The following is a 23027-nucleotide window of genomic DNA, read 5'->3' as shown; positions in this document are numbered from 1 at the left end:
TTATGTCACAAAAAAACGAAACCTTGACTTTGTTTTTAGCTACTATAATCACAATTGGTTTAATTTTTGGTGGACTGTGGTTTTTAATGGAACGTTGGGGGCAAATTACTAAAAGTCAACCTAATTCTACTCCTGATCCTACTAATTCTCCCAATCAGAACCCAATAGGAAATGTGATTAACCCTAATTTAGCCATTAGCAGTTGTAACGTTCCTAATCTCCCTCAAGGCATATTCAACTACGGAGGTAGTACGACATTCGCTCCCATTCGTCGAGATGCAGACTCTGTGTTAAAAAGTATCTGTCCTCAATTTGATTTACGCTACACTCAACCAATTAACGAAAAACCAGGTTCAGGAACAGGGATTAAGATGTTGATAGCTAATCAATTGGTTTTTTCCCAATCTTCCCGCTCTTTTAAACCAGAAGAAAATGCCGAAGCACAGCAAAAAGGGTTTAGTTTAAGAGAAATTCCTGTTGCTATTGATGGGATAGCGATCGCAGTTAATCCCACACTCAATATTCCTGGTTTAACTGTTGCTCAAATTAAAGATATTTACATTGGCAACATTACTAATTGGCAACAAGTTGGGGGACCAAATTTACCAATAGAAGCTTTATCTCGTCTTCAAGAAGCTGGTGGAACAGTAGAATTTTTTGTAGAAACTGTTCTTAATAAACAAAATTTTGGTAACAACATTAAATATATTGGTACTACTACAGAAGCATTACGAAAAGTAGCTGTTACTCCTGGTGCAATTTACTATGCTTCTGCTCCAGAGGTAGTACCCCAGTGTACCATTAAACCCCTACCAATAGGGCGTACAACCAGTAAATTAATTACACCATATCTCAATCCTTATGTACCATCATCTGAATGTCCTCTCAAGCGTAACCAGTTAAATAATCAGGATTTTCGCAGTGGAGATTATCCAATTACCCGCAATTTATTTGTAATTTTAAAACAAAATAACACCACAGATCAACAAGTTGGAGAAGCTTATGCAAATTGGTTGTTAACATCTCAAGGTCAAGAATTAATTGAAAAAGCTGGATTTGTGAGAATTAAATAACTCTAGCATTGTCTCCAATAACGCAAGTTGCTAATTAGGTAAAATGTCTGATCTTGTCTGAATCAGGATGTCCAGGATTAAAACAGAATACAGTTCAGTTAAAAATTTGTTCTCCTCATTCTCTGTGTCCTCTGTGTCCTCTGTGTCCTCTGTGGTTAGTTTAAAAAAAAGTTTCGGGCTTATCGGCTCAATTACGTTTGCGGCTACAATACATCACCAACAAAATAAATAAACCCATACCTACCAAATATTTAATCGGATCTGGAATAATGGGATTAGGTGATAAAAAACCCTCAATAATCCCAGCAATAACTAACATTGGCACAATACCAAATACTAATTGTACAGCCTGAGAACCGTAAAATTTTAAAGCATCCCAACGGCGATATTTACCAGGAAACAAAATAGCCCTAGCAATTAATAAACCTGAACCACCTGCAAAAAAGATCGCAGGTAATTCCAAAGAACCATGGGGAAAAACAAACGCCCAAAACGGATATGCTAGATTATTTTGTCCTACTAAAGTGCCAATTGCACCAATTAATAGTCCATTAAAAACCATTAAATAGGTTGTATATAATCCAGCCGTAATTCCTCCAGCTACCGCACCAAAGGATACTGCAATATTATTAATCATAATGCCACTGGAGGCCAAAGGTTCAATCCCCACAATTGAACCCATCCATAATTCACCTTTATCTCTGACTTGAGAAATTAAACTTTCAGGTACTATTAAAGACATAAAACCGGGGTCTTGCCAAGCATACCACCAGGCTATTACACCACCTAATACAAATAAGGCTGTAGCAGTGGCAATATATAAAAATGTTTGCTGTACAATAGAGGGAAAGCCCCAACGGTAAAATTCTCCTACCGCTTGCCATTCCTGTCGTCGCGAACCTTGGTAAATGACGGTATAGGCGCGAGTTGTTAAAGATTGTAAACTTTGGGTTAAAGTTTTGCTGACATCCTGACTGCGTGAACGTGTTAAGTCTGCGGCTACAGAACGATACAAACTGGCTAATTCTCTAATTTCAGCCGATTGGAGAGATTTTAGGCGTTTTTGTTCTACTTTTTTTAAAAGTGTATCGAGACGCTGCCAATTTTTTTCTCTTCTTGCTATCCAACGTTGAATATTCATAAAGTTTAAACATACTGAGTTTAATTTAGCTTAATATAGCATCAAATCCAATTCCCTTATTTCCAGGAAAATTTGATACTATGTCTCAAAACTTTGGTTCTTCCAATCCTACACAACCATTGAGTGTGGGTAACGTTGTTAGTGCCGGACTGCAACTTTACCGTTCTCATCTCAAAGAATATTTTTTACTGGCTTTGAGGGCTTATATCTGGGTACTTGTACCTGTTTATGGCTGGGCAAAGTGCTATGCTTTAGCAGCGTTGATTTCTCGTTTAGCTTTTGGTGAGTTGGTTAATCAACCTGAGAGTATCAAGTCTGGGGAAAGGTTTGTCAATTCCCGAATCTGGAAATTTTTGGGTTTATTGCTGTTAATGTTTCTTATTGGTATCGGAATAGTCATCGGCTTTGTGATTTTGTTTGGAATTGTTAGTATTTTATCAGCAGGAATGATTGGCAGTTTAGGTCAACAAATAAATCCTTTGATAGTTGTGGTATTTGCTTTGATAGCTATTGGTTTGAGTATTATTATGTTTGTTGGTTTTTTGTGGTTAATGACGAGGTTTTATTTAGTTGATCTGCCTTTAGCCATTGAAGAAAACGTTGATGCTACTTCAACTATTAGTCGTAGTTGGGAGTTAACTAAAGGTAATATTGGCAGAATTTTACTGATTTCCTTTGTTTCTGTATTAATCACTTTCCCTTTTCAAATTATCATACAGATTATTACCAGTATTATTCAAGTAATTTTTGCCCCTTTACTAGATAATGGTAATCCTGTTTTTTCTTTACTTTTTTTCGTGTTAGTTCTGGGGATCAGTTTTGCTGGTAGTGCTGTGGTTTTGCCATTTTTGCAAACAGTTAAGGCTGTTGTTTACTATGATTTACGGAGTCGGCGCGAGGGGTTGGGTTTGCAATTGCGCGATCGCGAAATTTAATTTAATAAATTGAATTACATTTATGCACATTTTCAATCGAGTAAAATTTAGCACTCCCGAAAGTGTGGAATTAGAATTTACTCTAGCTGGTATTGGCAATCGTGCCTTAGCTGTAATTATTGACTATCAAATTTTGGCACTGAGTTTAGTAGTGTTTGTGTCATTTTGGGTATTCATTTCCAATCAATTGACCGATATTGGAGTCCAGATTTTTGGTTCTAGTTTTGGTTTATGGATGACAGCGATCGCTTTCCTGATTCTTTTCATTATTTACACAGGTTATTTCGTGTTTTTTGAAACCTTTTGGCATGGACAAACCCCTGGTAAACGCATTGCTAAAATCCGTGTAGTCCAAGATGATGGCAGACCAGTAGGTTTACAACAATCAACCTTACGTGCCTTGTTACGTCCCATTGACGAATCTTTATTTATCGGTGCTTTTTTAATTATCTTTAATCAACGTGAAAAGCGTCTAGGAGATTTAGTATCTGGTACAATAGTTATTCAAGCTGAAACTGTACTTAAATCAGCAAAGTTGAATATTTCTGAACAGGCAAAATCATTTTATATCAGTTTGCAAAAAGTTTCTGAATTATCATTATTATTGCCTGACGACTTTGCCATCATTCGTGAATATTTACTCCGACGTAACGGAATGTCCCCAAAAGCCAAAGCATCACTATCTCTAAAATTAGCCCAACAAGTACAGGATATTATCGAATTAAAAATACTACCAGCAGATATTTCATCTGATGTATTTTTAGAAGCTATTTATCTTGCATATCAACAGCCAGAATTTTAACACCACCAACCTTGTTGAGATGTAATAGTCTAACTCTTGTGAGGTGGGCATCCCTGTCCGCCCTAATTTTTAAATAAATTAGATGCTTTTCACGTCGTCAAATTCTCTTCATCTCTATGTCCCATGCGCTACCCCAATTGCTTCAGAAAGACCTACCATTGACTGCACTTGCACCCATGCAGGATGTGACAAATCTCTGGTTTATGAAGATCATCGCTCATTATGGCAGCCCTGACTACTTCTTTACCGAGTATTTCCGCGTCAATGATACCTCACGGCTGAATCGTAACATTCTGTCAGCAATAACGGAAAATAATACGGGTCGCCCCGTTTTTGCTCAAATGATTGGTGAAAGTATTCCCGATTTAGTCAGAACAGCCAAGGAACTCTGCAAATATAATATCGCGGGGGTAGACTTAAATATGGGCTGTCCAGCGCCGAGAATCTATCGCAAAAATGTTGGGGGTGGATTGCTGCGAGAACCGGAAAAAATAGATCAGATATTGGGAGAACTGCGCTATGCTGTGAGCGATCGCCCTTTAACTGTCAAAATGCGCGTAGGTTTTGAAAATACAGATAACTTTTACCAAATACTAGATATAATCAATCGCCACAACATTGATTTACTGAGTTTGCATGGTCGCACGGTGAAAGATATGTACCACGGGGAAGTTAAATATAATTTGATTGCGGAAGCGGTGAGACGGGTAGATTGTCCAGTGCTGGCTAATGGGAATATCAACTCGGCAAAAACTGCCCTGGAAGTGCTTTCTCAAACCGGCGCGGCGGGTGTGATGGTGGGACGCTGGGCGATTGGCAATCCTTGGCTTTTTAATCAAATTCGTCAGGCTTTGCGAGGAGAGGAGATCACACTTGTTCCTTTGGTAGATGTACGCAAGTATATTGATCGTTTACAGCAAACTCCTACAGTCTCAACTATGCCAGAGCGATCGCGCGTAGGCCACCTGAAAATGTTCCTTAACTACATTGCTTTAAGTGTTGACACTGAAGGTGATTTTCTGCGATTGATGCGACGGGTGCAAACTGAGGTAGAAATGTTTGATTTGTGCGATCGCTTTCTCCTTAGCGATATGACGAAAACTTTCGCCCTAGCACCTTCCTTGAGCGTGTAACTTTGGCAATTATTTAGTATTTGGGTGAAATTAAATTTCTAATTGATAAACGTAATCTAAAATTAGAATGAGGTAAAGATAGTTAAATAGAATTATGGCAAACTTAACACCAATAATTGATTCTATTGTTCTTAATTTTGGGGAAATCTAAGGAGAATTTTATGCAAGTTGCAATTGAGTTACCTGATGAGTTAGGCAAACAACTTTTGGAGATGCCTGATATGCAGCTATTATTACAAAAAGCTGTTGAAAAAATTTTGTTGGAGGAGCGACAAAAATACAGTTTGACACCGCTCACTGTCAAATCATCTCAATTATTAGTTGATCTAATTAATGATTTACCTGAATTTCCAACTTTCAAAAATCAAGATCCGTTAAAGTTACAAAGAGCATTACGCGATGAATGGGATTAAGTATTTGTTAGATACAAATATCGTTATCGGTCTACTTCAACAAGACTTAATGGTTTTGGATATTTTAAAAGACAAGCAAATTCAAATTTGTGAATGTGCTTATAGTGCGATAACTCGCATGGAGTTATTGAGTTTTCCCTCGATAACACCCACAGAAAAAGAAGCTATTGTATTTTTATTAAGTCGTATGACGTATTTAACGATCACCCCAGCAATTGAAAATGAAACTATCAGCTTTAGATATACTCATAAAACAAAACTGCCTGATTCTATTATTGCTGCAACTACAAAGCATCATGGACTTGAGTTAGTAACGTTAGATAAGAAGTTGGCAAATAAGCTTAAATTAGATGACTAACAGCATTCCGTTACAACTTTTTTCTGCGGCTAGATGGGTGCGATCGCTTTCTCCTTAGTGATATGATGAAAACTTTAGCCCTATCACCTTTCACTACTCAAAACCATCGCCCAGCAAAGTCAGGTCAAGGATGCTAAAATCACATCATTATGTGAAGAGTTAAGGATTAAACCGCCGTTGTGCAGACCTTCCCAAGGAGAAAAATAAATGACTCAAGCGATCGCCACAAATACATCTCTCTACGAGCGTGACTATCATGAGTGGGTTGAAAATGTTGTAAAAAATCTGCGTGCTAGAGACTTTGATCGGCTGGATATTAAGAATTTAATTGAGGAAGTTGAGAGCTTGGGGATATCTGACAAAAACGAAATTTTAAGCCGTTTGGCGACCTTGCTAGAGCATCTACTCAAGCGGATTTATGTTGATATGCCTCAAGAATTTAATGGCTGGGAACGAACAATTAGAGAACAGCGCAGACGTATTAAGCGATCGCTTAAAATATCACCTAGTCTTGCTCGCTTCTTTGTCGAGGTTTTTGACTATGCTTTTGAAGATGCTCTTGATGAAGTTCGTCAGGAGAAGGGCTATAAATCTGTCACCTTTCCTCATACATGGCAGTTTAGCCGCGATATTGATGCCATATTAAATGTTAATTTTTGGGAAATTTAAGGAGAATTTTATGCAAGTTGCAATTGAGTTACCTGATGAGTTAGGCAAACAACTTTTGGAGATGCCTGATATGCAACTATTAGTACAAAAAGCTGTTGAAAGAATGTTGTTAGAAGAGCGACAAAAATAGAGTTCGACACCGCTCACTGTAAAATCATCTCAATTATTAGTTGATCTAGTTAATAATTTGCCTGAATTTCCAACTTTCAAAGATCAAAATCCGTTAAAGTTACAAAGAGCATTACGCGATGAATGGGATTAAGTATTTGTTAGATACAAATTCTGTTACAACTTTTTTCTATGGCTAATGGGATGGGTGCAGATCGCTTTCTCCTTAGCGGTATGACGAAAACTTTAGCCCTAGCACCATCTTTGAGCGTGTAACTATGGCAATTATTTAGTATTGGGGTAAAGTATAAATAATTGATAAACATAATCTAAAATTAGAATCAGGAAACAAGGAGGTTTCTACTTATATTACATAAGGATTTGAGAATTAGGAAATTATTTTTGTGATTCCCAGAGTCATGGAAGAGGGTTAATCATTTGTGTTAAAATAATACATTACTAACAATCTTTTGTCATCTAATAGGTTTTACTAAATATTATGGAAAATATTAAGTCAAAAATACAATACTATTTACGTGTACATCATCATATCGAAATTAATTTTTTTATTTTAGATTCCCGTGTATATACCAAAAAAAGTATAAATATAAAAGAAGAATTAATATTAAACATGGAAGAAGGTTTAGAAACAGATACATTGTTACAAATCGGTATAAATTCTGATATTATGAGTACATTAACAGATACAGACAACGAAGAAAATCTTATAATAATTGAAATTGAATGCGATTTACAGTCTTACTCTTCTCATACAGAAATATTTGAGAAAGCAAGACCTCGTTACTTAACAATATTAAGTATTTTATCTTTTTTTACGGGAGAAGTTTTTACAGTTAGTCAAAAAATGTATACACAATTAATGTTAGGAAATATTTATGAAAATAATCAAATAAATACATTATTTATTAATAATGGAATTAATAAAACTGAAGATTTAAGTAAGCTAATTGATTTTATTAATAGCTCAGACAAACATAATAGAATGTTAATATATTCGCTTCTTGATAGGTGGAGAAAAGGTTTATATCTTCAAGAAGAAAGCGAAGATACTTTTTTGTATAATGATGAAGCACTGTTAGCCTATTATCATATTCTAGAATTACTATCGAGTGTATATGAATCACCATTGAAGAAAGATGTTGATGAGCTATGTAGTAATTTTCTAGATAAACTACTTGGTGATACTTACCACCTTTCCAAGAAAATTCTAGAAAACGAAAAACTTAATAAAAGTAAATCTCTAAAAGACCTATTAATTTCTGAAATATCTATTAAAATTAAAATATATTATATGCTTAATAAGCTTAAAATGCTTAATAATAAAAGCAAAGAAATAGTTGAAAAATTAATAAACGACAGAAATGCAGTAGCTCATGGTAGAGCAGTTTACCAAGATAATGTTATTTTTCCAGTTCCACCCTTTTTCCCTCTTGTAGAAGACTTATTTAATGAAATTGAAATTGCTAAAATAATTTCAGCCAGAGCAATTGCATCGCATTTAGGATTAAATACTTGGAAAAAAGAGTGGACAAATTTATTAAGAAATTTCAGAGTACCTTATGAAGTAGTACAGGCTTTTATTGAAAATAAATATTATTTAAATATTTCTAGTGAAGATTTTATAAATGGTAAAAAACACAAAGTAAGACCATCTGATATTTACTACTATACTGTGACTCGTAAAATTAAATTAAAAAAGTTAGAAGAAATAATATGTCAAATTATTATAGATACTGAAATTAATGAAATAAATGCTTTAGAATTTTCAGGAATTAGTATTTTACTATCAGATAGCAAAAATTATGTACTCTGCCAAAAATGTAGACAGATTATTAAAACTTCTTATGATAAAAACTGGATCAGTCATTCAGAATTCCGTGATATGTTTCTGTATTTAGAATATAAAAAATTTAATATCAATACAATCAAAAACTTACTTTATACTGAATAATTTATTTTAGATTTAAACTTTTTAAAGTTAGTTATATTCAAAACATATATTCTGCTATTTACGCTAAATAAGAAGTTGTTTGTAATGGTAAAATATTTTTTTACATTCATTTCCAGTTTTCTAATTGTATTAATAAATACCATTTTGACAACAAAAATAGAATGTTGTACAATATAGTTGTACAACTTCTTCAAGAAGAGAATGTTAAACAAAGAAACCACTTACTCTCAAGCAAGGTTGAATTTAGCAACTATCTTAGATCAGGTGTGTGATAACCGGGAAATAGTAGTAATTAAACGTCGTAATGAGAAAAATGTGGCGTTAATTGCAGAAGATGAACTTTCCAGTTTATTAGAGTGTGTTTATTTATTAAGATCACCTGAAAATGCTAAACGTTTATTTCGGGCTTTAGAATGGACACAAACAGCAATAGAAACTCCTCAAACATTGGCTGAATTAAAAGAGGAGTTAGGAATTGAGTAGTAAGAAAAAAAAGCCAGATACTCATAATGAAGAAAAAGAATTATCTGGTTATTTTCCTGTTTTTAGTCCTGATTTTAAAGCAGATTTGGCTTGGTGGTATAATCATGATAGAAAAAAAGGGGATAAGATATTAGATTTAGTAGCGGATATTCTTGATGGTCAACCGTTTACAGGCTTAGGTAAACCTGAACCTCTTAAATATATTGCTCCTGATACTTGGTCACGACGCATTGATTTAGAACATCGTTTGGTTTATAAAGTAACACAAAATAAAGTTTATTTTTTACAAGCTCGTTATCATTACGAATCAGATTAAAATCAATAGATATCTCGTGAAAATTAAATATGCGTTAATAGGCTTTACTCAATTACATAATTTTAAATTATCGGTTTTTCAAAAATGCTTAATCCTTTGATTTCATGAATAGGGCTTTAGCACTGCTAAAACCCTACCACACCTTTAGGTTTTGTCGTGATTGTTTAAAATCTCAAATCTCAGCAGTTTTGAGTGTATTAATTACAAATCCAAAGATGGACAATGTGGCTGACGATAATATTGCACCATATTATCAAACCTGCGTAGTTGAACCTGGTGAATTAAAAAATCTGGCAGATTTAAAGGCAATTGTTGATTCAATTCAGATAACATAGTGCTGAATTTTATTCGGTCTAGCTCAGGTGAAATTTCCCCAAAATAACCCAATGTAATATGGGCTGTCAAATGATAATGTTGCTCAATACCCAAAGCCATTAATTTCGGGTTTTGATAGATTACCCGACGGAATTGAATAATCTCCTCATAAGAGCGTTCATCCTTGGGAACTAAACAAACACCAATGGCTCTTGGCATCACTATCAATCCCAGCATTTGCCAGAAAATGGGTTGAGTAGCTTGTAACCTCGATTGTTTATACTGCTCAAAGGTTTCTCTTAAACAAGAGTTTAACTCCTCGATAAATTTGGGGTTTTCCTCACAAGCGTGAAGGTAAGCATGATCCCAAATCAAATCCGCTAAAGTTAAATGAAAACTAACAGACGGTACAGGTACAATCAAATCATTGTTGACAGGTAACTGTAAAAGCGACTGTTGACAAGACTGTAACTGAGTGTAAAAAGCAGAATTTGGCGTATCTTCTTCTGCTGGTGGGGTAATCAGCGTATAACCAGGGAAAGGCGCTGGTTCTCTTACTCCAGAATGCAGCTTAAATTTAGAAGATTCCTGTATATGCTGGACTTGGGATTTGTAAGCCTCTGGTAGCGTCATTCTTGCTACCCGGTTTAAATAGGTTTGGTAGTTGTCGTCCAATCTTCATACCCTCGCACTCTTTTGATAAATTGTAGGTAAATTAAGCCTCTACCGTCTAGAAAAAAAAATAATCAGGTCGGGGGGAATAGTATGCCAATGTATGTTTACTGGGGTGAAGATGATTTTGCGATGGAAAAAGCGGTGGCTGTTTTGCGCGATCGCATTCTCGATCCGATCTGGATTAGTTTTAATTATACATCCTTTGCGCCTGATCAAACGGATGCGATCGTTCAAGCTCTAAATCAAGTCATGACACCAATCTTTGGTGCTGGTGGACGTTTGGTATGGTTGGTTAACACTACCCTTTGCCAAAGCTGTCCAGAAAATGTGTTAGCAGAACTACAGCGTACTCTACCGGTTATTCCTGAAAACTCCCATTTACTACTTACCAGTCGTAATAAACCCGATGAACGTCTCAAAGGGACAAAATTTTTGAAGCAGTTCGCAACGGAGTTTCGAGAATTTTCTCTAGTCCCCCCTTGGAAAACGGATTTGTTGGTACAAGCTGTCAATCAAGCTGCTCAAACTGTGGGTGTAAAACTAACCCCCCAAGTTGGGGAATTTTTAGCAGAGTCCGTGGGTAATGATACACGACTGCTTTACAATGAATTAGAGAAGTTGCGGCTGTATACTCAGGGCAGTTCCAAGCCTTTAGATGTCCAGACAGTATCTCAATTGGTCAGAAATACTACGCAAAATAGTCTACAATTAGCAGGGGCTATCAGAAGTGGAGATACACCTAAAGCTTTAGGGATTTTAGCGGATATGCTCAATGCGGCTGAACCAGGGCTACGAATAGTGGCTACATTGATTGGTCAATTTCGGACTTGGTTATGGGTAAAGATGATGATGGAGAGTGGTGAACGCAATCCTCAAGCGATCGCTCAAGCTGCGGAAATCAATAATCCTAAACGCATTTACTTTATACAGCAAGAAGTCAAATCTCTTTCTGTTACACAACTCGTCTCCTGTTTACCTCTTTTACTAGAGCTAGAAGTCAGTCTCAAGCAAGGAGCATCAGAAATGATCATCCTCCAAACTAAGATAATCGAACTTTGTCAATTATGCCGAACTAGGTCATAAGGAACTTCTGACTCAAAAAATAATTCAAACTTATTATCATAATCTTGACTATAATTCTCTGTCACTTAGTTTTATGCAGAAAATCTACTGTGTCTTTGTTCCCACTGGTTTACAGCAAATGTTATCTAAATTATTGGTATTGTCTACTCTATCGCTCACTGGTTTGATTTCTGGGACTTTAGGTTGGAGTTCTCAAGTTGCTGCTCAAACTTTAAAGGTTAATAATACAGAAATCAGGAACTATGCTCAAGCTGTATTAGCAATGGAACCTGCTCGTCAAGAAGCTCTAGAAAAAATTAAAAAATTAATTGGTGGTAAAGAAGTTCCGAAAATTGTTTGCCATGAATCTAAAACCATAGATGCTCTTCCTAATAATATTCGAGATATTGCAGTTAATTACTGTAACAAGTCTCAAAAAATAGTTGAAGCTAATGGGTTAACAAGTGATCTGTTCAACAAAATTACTATGGAAATACCAAATAACAATACTTTAAAACAGCAAATATATAATATATTATTGGAGTTGCAAAAAAAACCATGATCTCGATCATCATCCCCAGATCCCCAACTTATCAAATTAGTCGGGGATCTATATCTTGATTAGTTTTAAGAAGCTGCTTGCAATTCTTGAAGTCTCTCTAAAACTTCTCTGCTGTGAATACTAGGGTTAACTTTGACAAAAGTTTCCCGCAGAATACCTTGAGGATCAATGATAAAACTATGGCGCATAGATAAATAACCAATCCAAGAACCATAAGCCTTACTCACAGCCCCATTTGTATCAGCTAAAAGGGGAAATTTTAACCCCTCTGAGTCACAAAATTCGGCATGGGAATCAATATCATCAGCACTGACACCAATGATTTGGGCGTTTTTTTCTAAATACTTGGGTAAGTCTTGCTGAAAACGACGTGCTTCAATTGTACAGCCAGATGTAAAGTCTTTGGGATAAAAATACATCACTACCCATTTACCGCGTAAGTCGGAAAGAGAAATTTTACCATCTCCTGTATTGGTCGGTAAGGTAAATTCTGGCGCGGGTTGGTTAATTGCGGGCAGTTTGCCACCTAGTGCATTGGCTGTAGGGGTGAAGTTCAACCAACTGAGGAAGATGAAACAAGTAGTAAATATGAGGTTAATAAAATTGCGTCGGGTAGTCATTGTGTAAACCAGAATCAGAACTTAACATAAGTTAACATTCTTGGTTGCGGTTATTCTGACTTTGGTTGAGATTCGGGAGAATTTTCTGTAGTTTCGATGTATTGACTATCTATCAAAAAAGCTCCTTTGCTAAAGCGCACACCCCAATATCCTCCGGGGCGACGGTCAATAACTATACCTTCTTCGCCAAGGTGGATGACATCGGGGGGACGCAGCATGGGCATAGGTTCAGCAGTTTTGATGTAGGGTGGTAGTGCTACAACGCGGACTTTAGTACCAATAGGAAATTCTTTAGACATTTTGCCAGAAGTTCAAAATTTTATATTACTTATTACTTAAAAATTCTAACTTTTTTTGGAAGAAATTAATTAAATAGCTTCGTTTGTCTTGTTTTGGACAGTTTATTTTTTGGAAGTTCTTAAACTGAAGGGGTTCGGACTTAGATGAATTTCAGCAGAGGGAATTTATCCATATATAGCGGTATGCACTTGAATGAGATATGAGATACAGAATCTACAGTAAAAGCCTTATCGCAAGAGACTCTTAACTCCTGACTTCTGATTCGTGACTTATCTATAATATATTTATGTCATTTGCTGTTCTAACTAAGTATAACTTTGTAGGGCGTTTTTTCCGACTAGCAAGTGTAAGTGTACTTTCTAATCTGATGGTTCCCCTAGCAGGTTTGGTTGATATTGCTTTTCTGGGACATTTAGCAGATATTCGTCACTTAGCTGGTGTAATTCTTGCAACTATTCTATTTGATTATCTTTACCGGGTATTAAAGTTTCTGAGGTCAAGCACTAATGCGATCGCTGCCCAAGCTGCTGGATTGGATGACCCGAAAGCGGTGTTATTAGCTGGGTTACGCAGTGGGGCGATCGCTCTCACATTTGGTCTACTAATCCTGTTACTCCAATACCCCTTACAAAAGCTGGGATTTACCATTCTCGGTGGTTCTCCAGAGATTGAAGCTTCGGGAATTGATTATTTTAGCGGCAGAATTTGGGGAGCGCCGGCTGTTTTGCTCAATTTTGCCCTATTTGGTTGGTTTTTGGGGCGAGAGATGAATGGGGTGGTGTTATTAATGTCTATTGTTGGTAACGGTTCTAACGTGCTGCTGGACTATTTAATGATTGTTAAGTGGGACTGGGCTAGTATGGGAGCGGGACTAGCAACGGCAATTAGTCAGTATTTAGCCTTGGGAATTGGTTTGGTGTGGGCTTGTTTCAATATTTCGTGGTCAGCTTTACCAACGGCACTGGAAGAGTTTTTTGATTGGGTAGCGATTAAAGATATTATAGCCTTTAACAGTAATATCCTCATTAGATATGTGGCAATGGTTTCCACTTACGCCATCTTCACTAATTTGAGTGCGTTAATGGGGACTAATATTTTAGCAGAAAACGGTTTGCTGATCCAAATTGTCTTTTTAAGTCAGTTTGCAGTGCAAGGGGTAGGGGTGACAATTCAAACTTTGACGGGAAATTTTAAAAGCAAAGGGATGACACAACAGATGATTCCTTTACTTATTGTTTCTGTTTTCACCAGTTTGGTAATTGCTTTTACTTTTGCTGTTGTTTCTATTTTTTATCCAGATCAGGTATTTGGGTTGTTAACCAATCATTTAGAAGTGAGTCAGGATATTACTAATTACACAATCTGGTTATTGCCTGTGTTGGTAATTACAGCGATCGCTTTCATTTTAGAAGGTTATTTCATCGGTTTAAAGGAAGGTGTAACTCTACGGAATGCCGTTTTATTAGCCTTTTTCTTGGGTTTTGTTCCTATAGCGATCGCTGGATGGTATTTCCACAATAATCATCTTCTCTGGGCAACTATTGTTTCGTACATGACAACTATTATGGTTACTCTGGGGATACAAGTTCCCCGCACATTTGCCAGTCAAAAACTCGAAAATCTGCAATCACTATAGGATTGATCAAAGTGAGCTATACCAACCACACAACTGGGGCGATCGCAAGCTAACGGAAGATAAGCGCTCGTTACTACTATTGGTGTATTCCTCACAAGCTCATCGCTCTTTTGGTTAGTATAATAATAACAACTTAGTAAGCCGCTTAATATCTAATCTACAAATCCAAATTTCATAAAACTCTTGTGGGGTGGGCATCCTGTCCGCCCTAATTATCAAGGTTGAATAAATAGATTTTTCAACAATTAATTTCGAGGATGATTATTAGTAGGATTATCTATGTCTATCTCGTAAAGAAACTTGGCTCTAATTTTATTTATCTTGCTACATTCACAGTAAACCAAAAAGTTTTTCCCAAAGAGCGATTCCGATAAAACACTGACGCTTTAGCAAAGCCCGTGACGAGGATTGAACTCGTGACCTCACCCTTACCAAGGGTGTGCTCTACCACTGAGCCACACGGGCGAAATTTGTATTTTGATTTTATGAGTTAGAATGATGAAAAATTTTACTCTCTCAATGATTATAACTCATAATTAGCGAGACAGTGGGCCGGGCTGGATTTGAACCAGCGTAGGCGCAAACCAACGGATTTACAGTCCGTCTCCATTAACCACTCGGACACCGACCCATGTAGTCTCACGATTACTAATCATAGCATTGGTTTTTAGAAATGGCAAGGGTTTTGAAAAATATTAGTTTGAGAAACTGGATTGCTTGCACAGACTGGGTTTTCAAGAATTACTCTATAAACTCACCGTTTTCTTGCAGGGAGTGTAAGCGGTGGTAAATGCCTTTTTGGAGTAAGAGTTCGGTGTGGCTACCGATTTCTGCAATTTTTCCCTGGTCTAAAACCACGATTTTGTCGGCTTCTCGGACGGTGCTGAGACGATGAGCGATGATGATTGTGGTGCGAGTTCCTTGAATTGAGCGCATAGCTAGTTGAATTGAACGCTCAGATTCGTAATCTAAACTGGAGGTTGCTTCGTCAAAAACTAATACATCTGGTTCTACTAGCAAAGCTCTAGCAATTCCTAACCGTTGTCTTTGTCCACCTGATAACCTCACACCACGTTCTCCGACAACGGTATAATAACCTTGGGATAGTTGCTGGACTATTTCATCAACTCTAGCAATTCTACAGGCTTCTTGAACTTGCTCGAAAGTGGCGTTTGTTCTACCATATTTGAGGTTATCTAAGATGGTACCGTTAAAAACGTCTACTTCTTGATGAACGATCGCTAATCTTCGTCGATACTTACCTGTATCTAAACTAGAAATATCTTGACCATCAATTAAAATTTGACCTGTTTGGGGTTCAAAATAGCGCAATAGTAGTTTGACTAAAGTTGATTTTCCTGAACCGGATTTTCCTACTAATGCTACTGTTTGATATGGCTCAATCAATAAATTAATATCTTGTAAAACTGGCTGATTAGCATCATAGCCAAAACTAACGTGAGAAAATTCTACCTTACCAGTAAATGTGTAGGGTGATTCTGTTTGTTCTTGTTCTGATAAAAGGCTATCTGAATCTGATACTGTTGGCTGTTGCAGAAATTCATGAAAGCGCAACATTGAAGAATAACGACGAGCAAAAACTTCAGCTAAGGCGCTAATGGGTTCTAATTCTGCATAGGCCATGCTAGAAAGGGTTAGGGTCATAATAAAATGACCAAGGGATATTTTACCGTTGACTGTGGCTACTAAGGTCAAACTCAAAATCATAAACACACAAAACTGAATTACAGTTTTTTGCCAAGTTGCTAATTTTACATAACCTTTATGAATGCGATAATTAGTAACTTGTAATTCACGATTTAAACTGATAAAAGAAATGAAAAATAAAATAGCAATTCGCCATTCTATAAAGCAGATAACGGCAAAAATTGCTAATACTCGCCAAAATTTGGGAATCAATTGTCCTGCAATTTCTGGATAACTCCAAGTATGATTAGCTAGACCTCTAGCTACTCTACCAGCAATCCGTCCGGGGTTATTTTCATCATAAAATTCTAGGGGGAGAGTCAGAATTTTAGCTATGGTCGTTTGAGTTTGATCACGACGCGCTCTCAATGGTATATCCCAATGAAACCAATTAGTTAACCAAGGTTGTGTTGGTGCTTTAACTACGGTGACAAGGAAGATTAAACCTAGTAATACTGCTAATGCTAGGGGTTTATTAATGGGGTGATTGGTGAGTTGAGAAACAAGAGCGATCGCTCTTTGTATTGGTTGATCTAACGGCTGATTAGATAAAACATTTAAAATCTGTCCAATCGCATAGGGAACAACCAAATCTATCATTTCATAAATACTAGATGCAGCAATACTAAAAACACTCAATTTCCAATCTTTACGAAAATAAATGAAAATATCTCGAAATTTTGGCATGATAAACAATCTCCAAAAGCGCGAGTCTTGACTTGGACTACTAATCATTCTTTTGGATTATATCGCAATAGATAAATTAATTCAGAAGTTATACAACTGCTACATTAATAACCTGAGTTACCAGTTATTTTTGTATTTACTGAATTTGTGTATACGGGAAAAAATCAAGGTGATAACGATACAGTGCTACTGGTCGAAAACCTGCTTTAAAATAATCTGGATCTTGGGGAGAAAGATAAACAGCCGTAACTTGATCGGCTACTATTTTTGGATTTGATGTTAACATTAACCTATAGGCTGTCGTAGATTCTACCGTGTTAAAGTAAGGATTAGAATTACCCTTAAATAATTGTTGAAATGTCTCTGTAGTAATAAATTGATCATCGCTAGGACTTTCTGTAGCGCGTGCAGTAATCAAGGAAACTAATTGACTTTCTCCTCTAAGAAAGGTAATTTGACGATTAGGAGATTTTGGATCTATCTTAACCGATAAGACAGAATTATTGCCTAAATAAGCTTTTACTAAATTCAAACTATTAAATGTTCTATCAGCGACTAAAAGTTCAGTTTTTTGATCTAGTTGAGGAATGAATTTCAATCCCGAAATAGGTGCTTTAACTTTGATAAATCTGACTAAAAAACTCACAGCTTGGTTTAATTGGCTACGATTCCCCTCAAATCCGGGCGTAATAATATCAGGTGCTAAAGGTGCTGCTAAATCTATTAATGTACTCTTAACTTCCCAAGTACCAGCCATCCATTCAGGGTAAACTAAGTCTCCCTTGGCTGGTTTAACTGATGTTAATTTTTCCCATTGGGGAAAATTTGCTAACCGTTCGGCTAATTCTCCAGCTTGCGCTTCTCCATTTCCTAGTAAGAGTAAAAGTAGTAAGCAAAAACTCCAAAGCACACTGATAAAAAACATAAAATTACTGTTCTAATCTATCCATAGAATCCCTATTGTACAGTAGGATAGTTGATCAGCTGACGCAAGCGTTAGCGAAGTGCTGCTTTTAGCAGGATTAAATTTCTATTGGTAAAGGTTGCCAAATTTCGCCATATTTTTCTCTTAAAGTTTCCCAAGCCTCTATTTGTCCTGGTTCGTATTCACCGGGTTTACCCCATTGTAAAAATATGCTCAAGGCTGGTTCTTGTGTTTCATCTAAAAACCGGATAGCGTAGGTGGGAAAATTACCTCTTTTTGCTGAACCCGTTTCAAATTTCACCTGGGTGATTTTTTCCATGTTTAAGTGAAATTCAAAGCCTTCGGTGTGCATATTTGCGTATTTACCTTTGGATAATTCTGCATAAAATAGCTTTTCTATTTTTCCTCTAGCTTCTAAAACAGCCGCACTGCTGGTAACGATTAAACGCACAGTTCCCAAGGTTTCACAAGCTTCTAAAAATTCTTTGAAGTTAGCTTTCATCATGTTGATTTCAGGTAAATTACCAAATTTAAGTTTTTAATAAGGTCTGTATCCATTCCGCATCAACCATATTAATTGGCGGAGGAGGGGGTAACTGATTATAGTCAATAGATAAATCATAAGCCGCTTCATCAAATATAGTATGAAGTGCATCTTGTAAATCGAGAGCAATATCAGTATCAGGGGTATGCAATGGTATGGGAATAATAGGTAGACGATCTTGTAACTTGATAGTCCAAATATTCACCACACCAGAATAAGCGCGAATCAAGGAGATTAAATAAGAAACATCAGGAATATGGGGATGTTGAAAGGGTCTGGTACCCCGTCTTAATAAATCTATCTCAATTAGATGCACATTAGCATTATAAAGGCGCTGGCGTTTTTGGCGATATTGAGTTAATCCTGGTTCACGTTTGTTAACTGGTGACAGAATTTCAATACTTGTAACTAAGGTGTTATTAGCTGTATCTCTAATTTCTATAGTAGGAACTCGTACTGTAACTGGTTGTAAAATAGGTAGTGTTAATGGTGCGGGGGTAGTTAACACAGAACTTTGATGTACTTGGGATGGAGGGTAAAAATCGTATTTTTGTTTTACTTGAAGAACTTCTACATCTGGATACAAAATACCGATTTCACCCTCTGGTGTTGTATCTTCAACCAAATAAATTTCTAACCGTGCGGTATATTTAGGACGAAGTTTTGGTACTAAAATTTGTCTAATTTTATTGGCTAAAGCGCTATGAACGTCAGGCCAGAGGTAGCCTTCAAGATATGGGTTCATACCAGGAAAGGGTGAAGGCATGGTAATTACTAAAATATAAGTTGATGTAATTACAATAATTAAGTTGTTAGGATTTATATACTATGGTAGCATAATTTATATAGAAGTCAGACAATAAAAGACTTTTAAATCTGTTGCCTGTTATCTACTATGACTATTTCTCGTATTGTTCGTAGGCGGAAACTATGCGCTGAACTAAGGGATGGCGGACGACATCTTTTTGAGTAAATTCGCAAAAGGCAATTCCTTCGACATTTTTTAAAATTTGTAAAGATATGCCTAAACCTGATTGTTGATTGTGTGGTAAATCGGTTTGGGTGATGTCTCCAGTAATGACCATGCGCGAACCAAAACCCAAACGAGTCAAGACCATTTTCATTTGAGCCGGCGTGGTATTTTGAGCTTCATCAACGATTATAAAGGCGTTATTTAAAGTCCGTCCCCGCATATAGGCTAGGGGTGCTAGTTCAATCACTCCTCGTTCTATTAAATTGGGAACTTTTTCCGGGTCGATAAATTCGTTGATGGCATCATAAAGGGGACGGAGATAGGGATTGATTTTTTGTTGCAAATCTCCGGGTAAAAATCCTAATTTTTCACCGGCTTCGACTGCGGGACGGGTTAAAATTAATCTTTCAAAACGACTGTTGAGGAGTTCCTGAACGGCGATAACTACGGCTAGATAGGTTTTGCCAGTTCCAGCAGGGCCAATGCAGAAAGTTAGGTCACGTTTACGGATGGCTTCGATATATTTTTTTTGGTGAAAGGTTTTGGCGCGGATTTCATGGCCAGAGCGAGTTTTGGCGAGTATGTCTCGCTGTAAGTCTTGGAGTTCACCTTGGCGATCGCTCTCTAGGGCTTGACGGGCTGTTAAAATGTCGGCACTGGAAATACTATTGCCTTTACTCCAAAGATTTTCGAGCGATCGCACTAATCGCGTTGCCATTTCAATCTGCTTGGGAGTTCCAGAAATTAGTAGTTCCTGTCCCCGCAATACTAAATTTGCTCCTGTTTGCTGAGACAGGAGTTTGAGATTTTCTTCCCCATATCCCCCTAGCGCGACACAGGAGGGGATATTTGGCAGTTGAATTGTGAAAGCATCTGCCATAGGTAAAAGGGATTGGGAATAAAGGACTTTGGGCAGGGAACAGGGAACAGGGAACAGGGAACAGGGAACAGGGAACAGGGAACAGGGAACAGAATTATTCTTCCCCTTCTTCCTCTTTCTTCCTGACTCCTGACTCCTGACTCCTGACTCCTCGACTCAGAACTTACAACAATTTTATCGAACCTAGCGGGTGCGGGGTTTAGCCACTGGTCTAGGAATGCTGCTAACTCTGTCTCTTGATTTTGGTGGTGGTATTCGTTCTTCTGGGTCTTCATCAAAAGAGATACCATCCCGATTTTGGGCTGCGCTGCCATAGATATCTAGGTAAACAGATTGCCCAGCTAATTCGGCGGCGGTAGCAATTATTGTGCGGATAGCTTGAATATTGCGTCCCCCCCGACCAAAAACCTTTTCTTTATCTGCGGCTTCAAAAGCGATACGAATCCAGGTGCGTTTGAGGGTGTGAGATATTTCACAATCAACGCTTAAAGAGTCTGGAAAATCGAGAAATGGCTGAACGAGAAACTTCACCAGCCCAATATAGTTGGGACTGGCTGCTGGTGATTTCATTTCAAATTTCTGATGCGGCTGTTGCACGGACCTGTTCAAAAACATTTGCTTTTACGAGAATGCGACGAACGGTGTCAGTGGGTTGAGCACCTTGTTGTAATCGTCTGACGATACCGGGGATATCTAGTTTTACTTCATCGGTTCTGGGGTTGTAAAATCCTAGCTCTTCTAGGGGACGACCATCACGACGAGACAGATTGTTAATCGCAATAATGCGGTAACTTGCTTCCCGCTTTTTACCGAATCGCTTCAAGCGCAGTTTGATCATGTTGAAAAATCGCTCTCCTGTTTTTACTTACTGATTTTCTCACTGGTATATAAGAAACTGACTAACACCGCTTTACGCAATTCAAAAAGCTAACGATGTAGGCTTTTATTATATTTTGTAGTTTAGTCTAAGTTACCTCGCCTCAAATACTTCCAGTTCTAAAATGCTAATTCTAACACTTGCGAGGCATTAATGGGAAATTGACGAAGGGGGAGATTTTTCGGTTTAAGCTAAAGAGTACCGAAACCCTTTTTCTTCTTCTCTTTCTTTTTCTTTTTACCGGGTGCGCCACCGGGATAGCCGCGCCAGCCAGCAGAGGCAGGATTACCTGCTCCCAAGGGATCACCCATGCCACCACCAAACATTCCTGGCATACCGGGAAAGTTACCTTGACCCATTTGCTGCATGAGCGATCGCATTTTTTGGAAATCGGCTACCAATTTACTCACATCCGACTCTCTATAACCAGAACCAGTCGCAATCCGTCGTCTCCTACTCGGTGAACTAGCCAATAAATCGGGATCATGGCGTTCATGGCGAGTCATGGAATTAATCATCGCTTCGGAACGTTTAAGCTGGGTTTCTCCATGCTTTAATTGATCATCAGTAAGTTTGTTCATCCCTGGAATCATCTTCATGATCCCACCCAATGAACCCATGTTTTTCAGTAGCCGTAACTGTTTGAGAAAGTCGGTAAAATCGAACTTGGCTGACAGGATTTTTTCCTGCATTTTTTCCGCATCTGCCAAATCAAATTCTTCTTGGGCTTTTTCTACCAACGTTAGCACATCACCCATACCCAAAATTCGCGAAGCCATGCGATCGGGATAAAATGGTTGTAACGCCTCTACCTTTTCGCCCACCCCCACAAATTTAATCGGCGCTCCCGAAATTTGCCGCACTGACAAAGCCGCACCACCACGGCTATCACCATCTAATTTGGTCAGAATTGCCCCAGTAATCCCAATTTGTTCGTGAAAGGTGCGAGTCAGATTGGCGGCCTCTTGCCCGGTCATAGAATCCACTACCAGCAGGGTTTCATCCGGTTCGACAACTGCCTTAATCCGGGCTAATTCCGCCATCATATCTTCGTCGATTTGCAGCCGTCCAGCAGTATCAATAATAACGGTATTTAACCCTTCTGCCCTGGCACGTTCCACACCTTGACGGGCGATTTCTACAGGGTCAGCATCACTTCCCAGTTCAAACACTGGAACATCAATTTGTTTACCGAGTGTCAATAATTGATCAATTGCGGCGGGACGGTATACGTCTGTGGCGACTAACAAACAGCTACGGTTTAATTTGCGTAAATGTAAGGCTAATTTGGCTGTGGCGGTGGTTTTACCTGTACCTTGTAAACCAGCCATCAGAACAACGGTAGTCCTACCTTCAACTTCTGCCAGGGGTACATTTTCTTCCCCCATCAACTGCACTAATTCATCATGGACAATTTTGATAAACTGTTGGTCAGGGCGCACGCCAGCTATTACATCTGCTCCCTGGGCTTTGGCTTCAACTTCAGCAATAAAATTTTTGACTACCTGGAGGTTAACATCTGCTTCCAACAAAGCGCGGCGCACTTCCCGCAAGGCATCTTGAATGTTGGACTGGGATATTTTATTATTTCCCCGCAGTTTTTTCCAGGCGGATTCTAAACGGTCAGATAGTGCATCAAACATAAGTTACAAGTATTTAGCCAACGAGGGAGTCTGAACGGCTGGGATTAGGAGTATAACCATTTTAGTGCAAATTTGCCGCTTTTGGAAATTGCTCAAACAAACTTTCGGCAGAGGTAAGGTAGGGAAGTCTTTTGAGAGATGGGATTTAGGAGATACGCATTGACAAAATCTATTACATAAGGATGATGGATTTCAATACTTGTCGGTTAAGCTAAAAA

At 37.8% G+C, this 23027-nt stretch carries 25 protein-coding genes and 2 tRNA genes; 13 read left to right on the top strand and 14 right to left on the bottom strand.

Annotation, left to right across the window (positions count from 1 at the left end; all coding sequences use genetic code 11):
• Window positions 1–2 precede the first annotated feature (2 nt).
• The gene (locus VB711_RS08575) at window positions 3–1073 is read left to right on the top strand and encodes a substrate-binding domain-containing protein (RefSeq protein ID WP_323285453.1); all 1071 of its coding nucleotides are present in this window, start codon (window positions 3–5) and stop codon (window positions 1071–1073) included.
• Window positions 1074–1260: 187 nt separating this feature from the next.
• On the opposite strand, the gene VB711_RS08570 is transcribed toward VB711_RS08575, so the two are convergent.
• Entirely contained in the window at window positions 1261–2214 is a 954-nt protein-coding gene (locus tag VB711_RS08570; RefSeq protein WP_323285452.1) for a stage II sporulation protein M, read from the bottom strand.
• Window positions 2215–2294: 80 nt separating this feature from the next.
• Between VB711_RS08570 and VB711_RS08565 the strand changes: the two genes are divergently transcribed.
• From VB711_RS08565 to VB711_RS08525, 9 genes are all read left to right on the top strand, one after another.
• Complete coding sequence (locus VB711_RS08565; RefSeq protein ID WP_323285451.1) at window positions 2295–3149, top strand: glycerophosphoryl diester phosphodiesterase membrane domain-containing protein; 855 nt, start codon at window positions 2295–2297, stop codon at window positions 3147–3149.
• Between the two features lie 22 nt (window positions 3150–3171).
• Window positions 3172–3951, top strand: coding sequence for an RDD family protein (locus VB711_RS08560; protein ID WP_323285450.1), 780 nt, complete (start codon window positions 3172–3174; stop codon window positions 3949–3951).
• A 116-nt stretch (window positions 3952–4067) separates the two neighbouring features.
• Complete coding sequence (locus VB711_RS08555; protein ID WP_323285448.1) at window positions 4068–5084, top strand: tRNA-dihydrouridine synthase family protein; 1017 nt, start codon at window positions 4068–4070, stop codon at window positions 5082–5084.
• A gap of 161 nt (window positions 5085–5245) precedes the next feature.
• Window positions 5246–5497 carry a hypothetical protein gene (locus VB711_RS08550; RefSeq protein WP_323285447.1) on the top strand — a complete coding sequence of 84 codons (252 nt, stop codon included), beginning with the start codon at window positions 5246–5248 and terminating at the stop codon, window positions 5495–5497.
• Window positions 5484–5855, top strand: a complete 372-nt coding sequence (locus tag VB711_RS08545; RefSeq protein WP_323285446.1) for a type II toxin-antitoxin system VapC family toxin — start codon at window positions 5484–5486, stop codon at window positions 5853–5855. The genes VB711_RS08550 and VB711_RS08545 overlap by 14 nt, the downstream gene beginning before the upstream one ends.
• 207 nt (window positions 5856–6062) lie before the next feature.
• Window positions 6063–6524 (top strand): DUF29 domain-containing protein, encoded by a 462-nt coding sequence (locus VB711_RS08540; RefSeq protein WP_323285445.1) that lies wholly within the window; start codon window positions 6063–6065, stop codon window positions 6522–6524.
• 607 nt (window positions 6525–7131) lie between these two features.
• Complete coding sequence (locus tag VB711_RS08535; protein WP_323285444.1) at window positions 7132–8604, top strand: hypothetical protein; 1473 nt, start codon at window positions 7132–7134, stop codon at window positions 8602–8604.
• A 201-nt stretch (window positions 8605–8805) separates the two neighbouring features.
• Window positions 8806–9087 (top strand): type II toxin-antitoxin system Phd/YefM family antitoxin, encoded by a 282-nt coding sequence (locus tag VB711_RS08530; RefSeq protein WP_323285443.1) that lies wholly within the window; start codon window positions 8806–8808, stop codon window positions 9085–9087.
• The gene (locus tag VB711_RS08525) at window positions 9080–9403 is read left to right on the top strand and encodes a Txe/YoeB family addiction module toxin (protein ID WP_079290402.1); all 324 of its coding nucleotides are present in this window, start codon (window positions 9080–9082) and stop codon (window positions 9401–9403) included. Before VB711_RS08530 ends, VB711_RS08525 begins: the two co-directional genes overlap by 8 nt.
• Before the next feature lie 201 nt (window positions 9404–9604).
• On the opposite strand, the gene VB711_RS08520 is transcribed toward VB711_RS08525, so the two are convergent.
• Entirely contained in the window at window positions 9605–10351 is a 747-nt protein-coding gene (locus VB711_RS08520; RefSeq protein WP_323285442.1) for a DUF1868 domain-containing protein, read from the bottom strand.
• Between the two features lie 132 nt (window positions 10352–10483).
• Here VB711_RS08520 and holA point away from each other — a divergent pair, with 132 nt between their 5' ends.
• Both holA and VB711_RS08510 read left to right on the top strand, forming a co-directional pair.
• Window positions 10484–11476: a DNA polymerase III subunit delta gene (gene holA / locus VB711_RS08515; RefSeq protein ID WP_323285441.1), complete on the top strand. Its 993-nt coding sequence runs from the start codon at window positions 10484–10486 to the stop codon at window positions 11474–11476.
• Between the two features lie 73 nt (window positions 11477–11549).
• Window positions 11550–12017 carry a DUF4168 domain-containing protein gene (locus tag VB711_RS08510; protein WP_323285440.1) on the top strand — a complete coding sequence of 156 codons (468 nt, stop codon included), beginning with the start codon at window positions 11550–11552 and terminating at the stop codon, window positions 12015–12017.
• 65 nt (window positions 12018–12082) lie between these two features.
• Here VB711_RS08510 and VB711_RS08505 read toward each other — a convergent pair whose 3' ends face one another.
• Window positions 12083–12637, bottom strand: coding sequence for a peroxiredoxin (locus VB711_RS08505; RefSeq protein WP_323285439.1), 555 nt, complete (start codon window positions 12635–12637; stop codon window positions 12083–12085).
• 50 nt (window positions 12638–12687) lie between these two features.
• Complete coding sequence (gene sipA / locus VB711_RS08500) at window positions 12688–12936, bottom strand: regulatory protein SipA (RefSeq protein WP_323285437.1); 249 nt, start codon at window positions 12934–12936, stop codon at window positions 12688–12690.
• Window positions 12937–13223: 287 nt separating this feature from the next.
• Here sipA and gntT point away from each other — a divergent pair, with 287 nt between their 5' ends.
• Entirely contained in the window at window positions 13224–14573 is a 1350-nt protein-coding gene (gene gntT, locus VB711_RS08495; RefSeq protein WP_323285436.1) for a guanitoxin biosynthesis MATE family efflux transporter GntT, read from the top strand.
• Between the two features lie 393 nt (window positions 14574–14966).
• Here gntT and VB711_RS08490 read toward each other — a convergent pair.
• The 10 genes from VB711_RS08490 to ffh all read right to left on the bottom strand — a co-directional run bounded on the left by VB711_RS08490 (window position 14967) and on the right by ffh (window position 22809).
• Window positions 14967–15038 (bottom strand) — tRNA-Thr (locus tag VB711_RS08490).
• An 83-nt stretch (window positions 15039–15121) separates the two neighbouring features.
• A tRNA-Tyr gene (locus tag VB711_RS08485) sits at window positions 15122–15204 on the bottom strand.
• Between the two features lie 110 nt (window positions 15205–15314).
• On the bottom strand, window positions 15315–16967 hold the full coding sequence (locus VB711_RS08480) for an ABC transporter ATP-binding protein (protein ID WP_323285435.1): 1653 nt from the start codon (window positions 16965–16967) through the stop codon (window positions 15315–15317).
• Window positions 16968–17103: 136 nt separating this feature from the next.
• Complete coding sequence (locus VB711_RS08475; RefSeq protein WP_323285434.1) at window positions 17104–17892, bottom strand: DUF6816 family protein; 789 nt, start codon at window positions 17890–17892, stop codon at window positions 17104–17106.
• A gap of 97 nt (window positions 17893–17989) precedes the next feature.
• Window positions 17990–18394, bottom strand: coding sequence for a ChuX/HutX family heme-like substrate-binding protein (locus tag VB711_RS08470; protein ID WP_323285499.1), 405 nt, complete (start codon window positions 18392–18394; stop codon window positions 17990–17992).
• Between the two features lie 28 nt (window positions 18395–18422).
• Entirely contained in the window at window positions 18423–19202 is a 780-nt protein-coding gene (locus VB711_RS08465) for a DUF4058 family protein (protein ID WP_323285433.1), read from the bottom strand.
• 133 nt (window positions 19203–19335) lie between these two features.
• The gene (locus VB711_RS08460; RefSeq protein ID WP_323285431.1) at window positions 19336–20289 is read right to left on the bottom strand and encodes a PhoH family protein; all 954 of its coding nucleotides are present in this window, start codon (window positions 20287–20289) and stop codon (window positions 19336–19338) included.
• Window positions 20290–20472: 183 nt separating this feature from the next.
• Entirely contained in the window at window positions 20473–20859 is a 387-nt protein-coding gene (locus tag VB711_RS08455) for a KH domain-containing protein (RefSeq protein ID WP_323285430.1), read from the bottom strand.
• A gap of 1 nt (window position 20860) precedes the next feature.
• The gene (rpsP, locus tag VB711_RS08450) at window positions 20861–21127 is read right to left on the bottom strand and encodes a 30S ribosomal protein S16 (protein ID WP_323285429.1); all 267 of its coding nucleotides are present in this window, start codon (window positions 21125–21127) and stop codon (window positions 20861–20863) included.
• 230 nt (window positions 21128–21357) lie between these two features.
• Entirely contained in the window at window positions 21358–22809 is a 1452-nt protein-coding gene (gene ffh / locus VB711_RS08445; protein ID WP_323285428.1) for a signal recognition particle protein, read from the bottom strand.
• Between the last annotated feature and the right edge of the window lie 218 nt (window positions 22810–23027).

The organism is Cronbergia sp. UHCC 0137 (assembly GCF_034932285.1).
GTDB lineage: Bacteria > Cyanobacteriota > Cyanobacteriia > Cyanobacteriales > Nostocaceae > Cronbergia.
The sequence above is the reverse complement of the archived record's forward strand: the minus strand, read 5'-3'. Positions and strand labels throughout refer to the sequence as shown.

What these genes read in the sequence shown, in the direction of transcription:
- VB711_RS08575 (WP_323285453.1), top strand. Translation starts at nt 3, where the DNA reads ATGTCACAAAAAAACGAAACCTTGACTTTGTTTTTAGCTACTATAATC.
- VB711_RS08570 (WP_323285452.1), bottom strand. Translation starts at nt 2,214, where the DNA reads ATGAATATTCAACGTTGGATAGCAAGAAGAGAAAAAAATTGGCAGCGT.
- VB711_RS08565 (WP_323285451.1), top strand. Translation starts at nt 2,295, where the DNA reads ATGTCTCAAAACTTTGGTTCTTCCAATCCTACACAACCATTGAGTGTG.
- VB711_RS08560 (WP_323285450.1), top strand. Translation starts at nt 3,172, where the DNA reads ATGCACATTTTCAATCGAGTAAAATTTAGCACTCCCGAAAGTGTGGAA.
- VB711_RS08555 (WP_323285448.1), top strand. Translation starts at nt 4,068, where the DNA reads ATGTCCCATGCGCTACCCCAATTGCTTCAGAAAGACCTACCATTGACT.
- VB711_RS08550 (WP_323285447.1), top strand. Translation starts at nt 5,246, where the DNA reads ATGCAAGTTGCAATTGAGTTACCTGATGAGTTAGGCAAACAACTTTTG.
- VB711_RS08545 (WP_323285446.1), top strand. Translation starts at nt 5,484, where the DNA reads ATGAATGGGATTAAGTATTTGTTAGATACAAATATCGTTATCGGTCTA.
- VB711_RS08540 (WP_323285445.1), top strand. Translation starts at nt 6,063, where the DNA reads ATGACTCAAGCGATCGCCACAAATACATCTCTCTACGAGCGTGACTAT.
- VB711_RS08535 (WP_323285444.1), top strand. Translation starts at nt 7,132, where the DNA reads ATGGAAAATATTAAGTCAAAAATACAATACTATTTACGTGTACATCAT.
- VB711_RS08530 (WP_323285443.1), top strand. Translation starts at nt 8,806, where the DNA reads ATGTTAAACAAAGAAACCACTTACTCTCAAGCAAGGTTGAATTTAGCA.
- VB711_RS08520 (WP_323285442.1), bottom strand. Translation starts at nt 10,351, where the DNA reads ATGACGCTACCAGAGGCTTACAAATCCCAAGTCCAGCATATACAGGAA.
- holA (WP_323285441.1), top strand. Translation starts at nt 10,484, where the DNA reads ATGCCAATGTATGTTTACTGGGGTGAAGATGATTTTGCGATGGAAAAA.
- VB711_RS08510 (WP_323285440.1), top strand. Translation starts at nt 11,550, where the DNA reads ATGCAGAAAATCTACTGTGTCTTTGTTCCCACTGGTTTACAGCAAATG.
- VB711_RS08505 (WP_323285439.1), bottom strand. Translation starts at nt 12,637, where the DNA reads ATGACTACCCGACGCAATTTTATTAACCTCATATTTACTACTTGTTTC.
- sipA (WP_323285437.1), bottom strand. Translation starts at nt 12,936, where the DNA reads ATGTCTAAAGAATTTCCTATTGGTACTAAAGTCCGCGTTGTAGCACTA.
- gntT (WP_323285436.1), top strand. Translation starts at nt 13,224, where the DNA reads ATGTCATTTGCTGTTCTAACTAAGTATAACTTTGTAGGGCGTTTTTTC.
- VB711_RS08480 (WP_323285435.1), bottom strand. Translation starts at nt 16,967, where the DNA reads ATGCCAAAATTTCGAGATATTTTCATTTATTTTCGTAAAGATTGGAAA.
- VB711_RS08475 (WP_323285434.1), bottom strand. Translation starts at nt 17,892, where the DNA reads ATGTTTTTTATCAGTGTGCTTTGGAGTTTTTGCTTACTACTTTTACTC.
- VB711_RS08470 (WP_323285499.1), bottom strand. Translation starts at nt 18,394, where the DNA reads ATGAAAGCTAACTTCAAAGAATTTTTAGAAGCTTGTGAAACCTTGGGA.
- VB711_RS08465 (WP_323285433.1), bottom strand. Translation starts at nt 19,202, where the DNA reads ATGCCTTCACCCTTTCCTGGTATGAACCCATATCTTGAAGGCTACCTC.
- VB711_RS08460 (WP_323285431.1), bottom strand. Translation starts at nt 20,289, where the DNA reads ATGGCAGATGCTTTCACAATTCAACTGCCAAATATCCCCTCCTGTGTC.
- VB711_RS08455 (WP_323285430.1), bottom strand. Translation starts at nt 20,859, where the DNA reads ATGAAATCACCAGCAGCCAGTCCCAACTATATTGGGCTGGTGAAGTTT.
- rpsP (WP_323285429.1), bottom strand. Translation starts at nt 21,127, where the DNA reads ATGATCAAACTGCGCTTGAAGCGATTCGGTAAAAAGCGGGAAGCAAGT.
- ffh (WP_323285428.1), bottom strand. Translation starts at nt 22,809, where the DNA reads ATGTTTGATGCACTATCTGACCGTTTAGAATCCGCCTGGAAAAAACTG.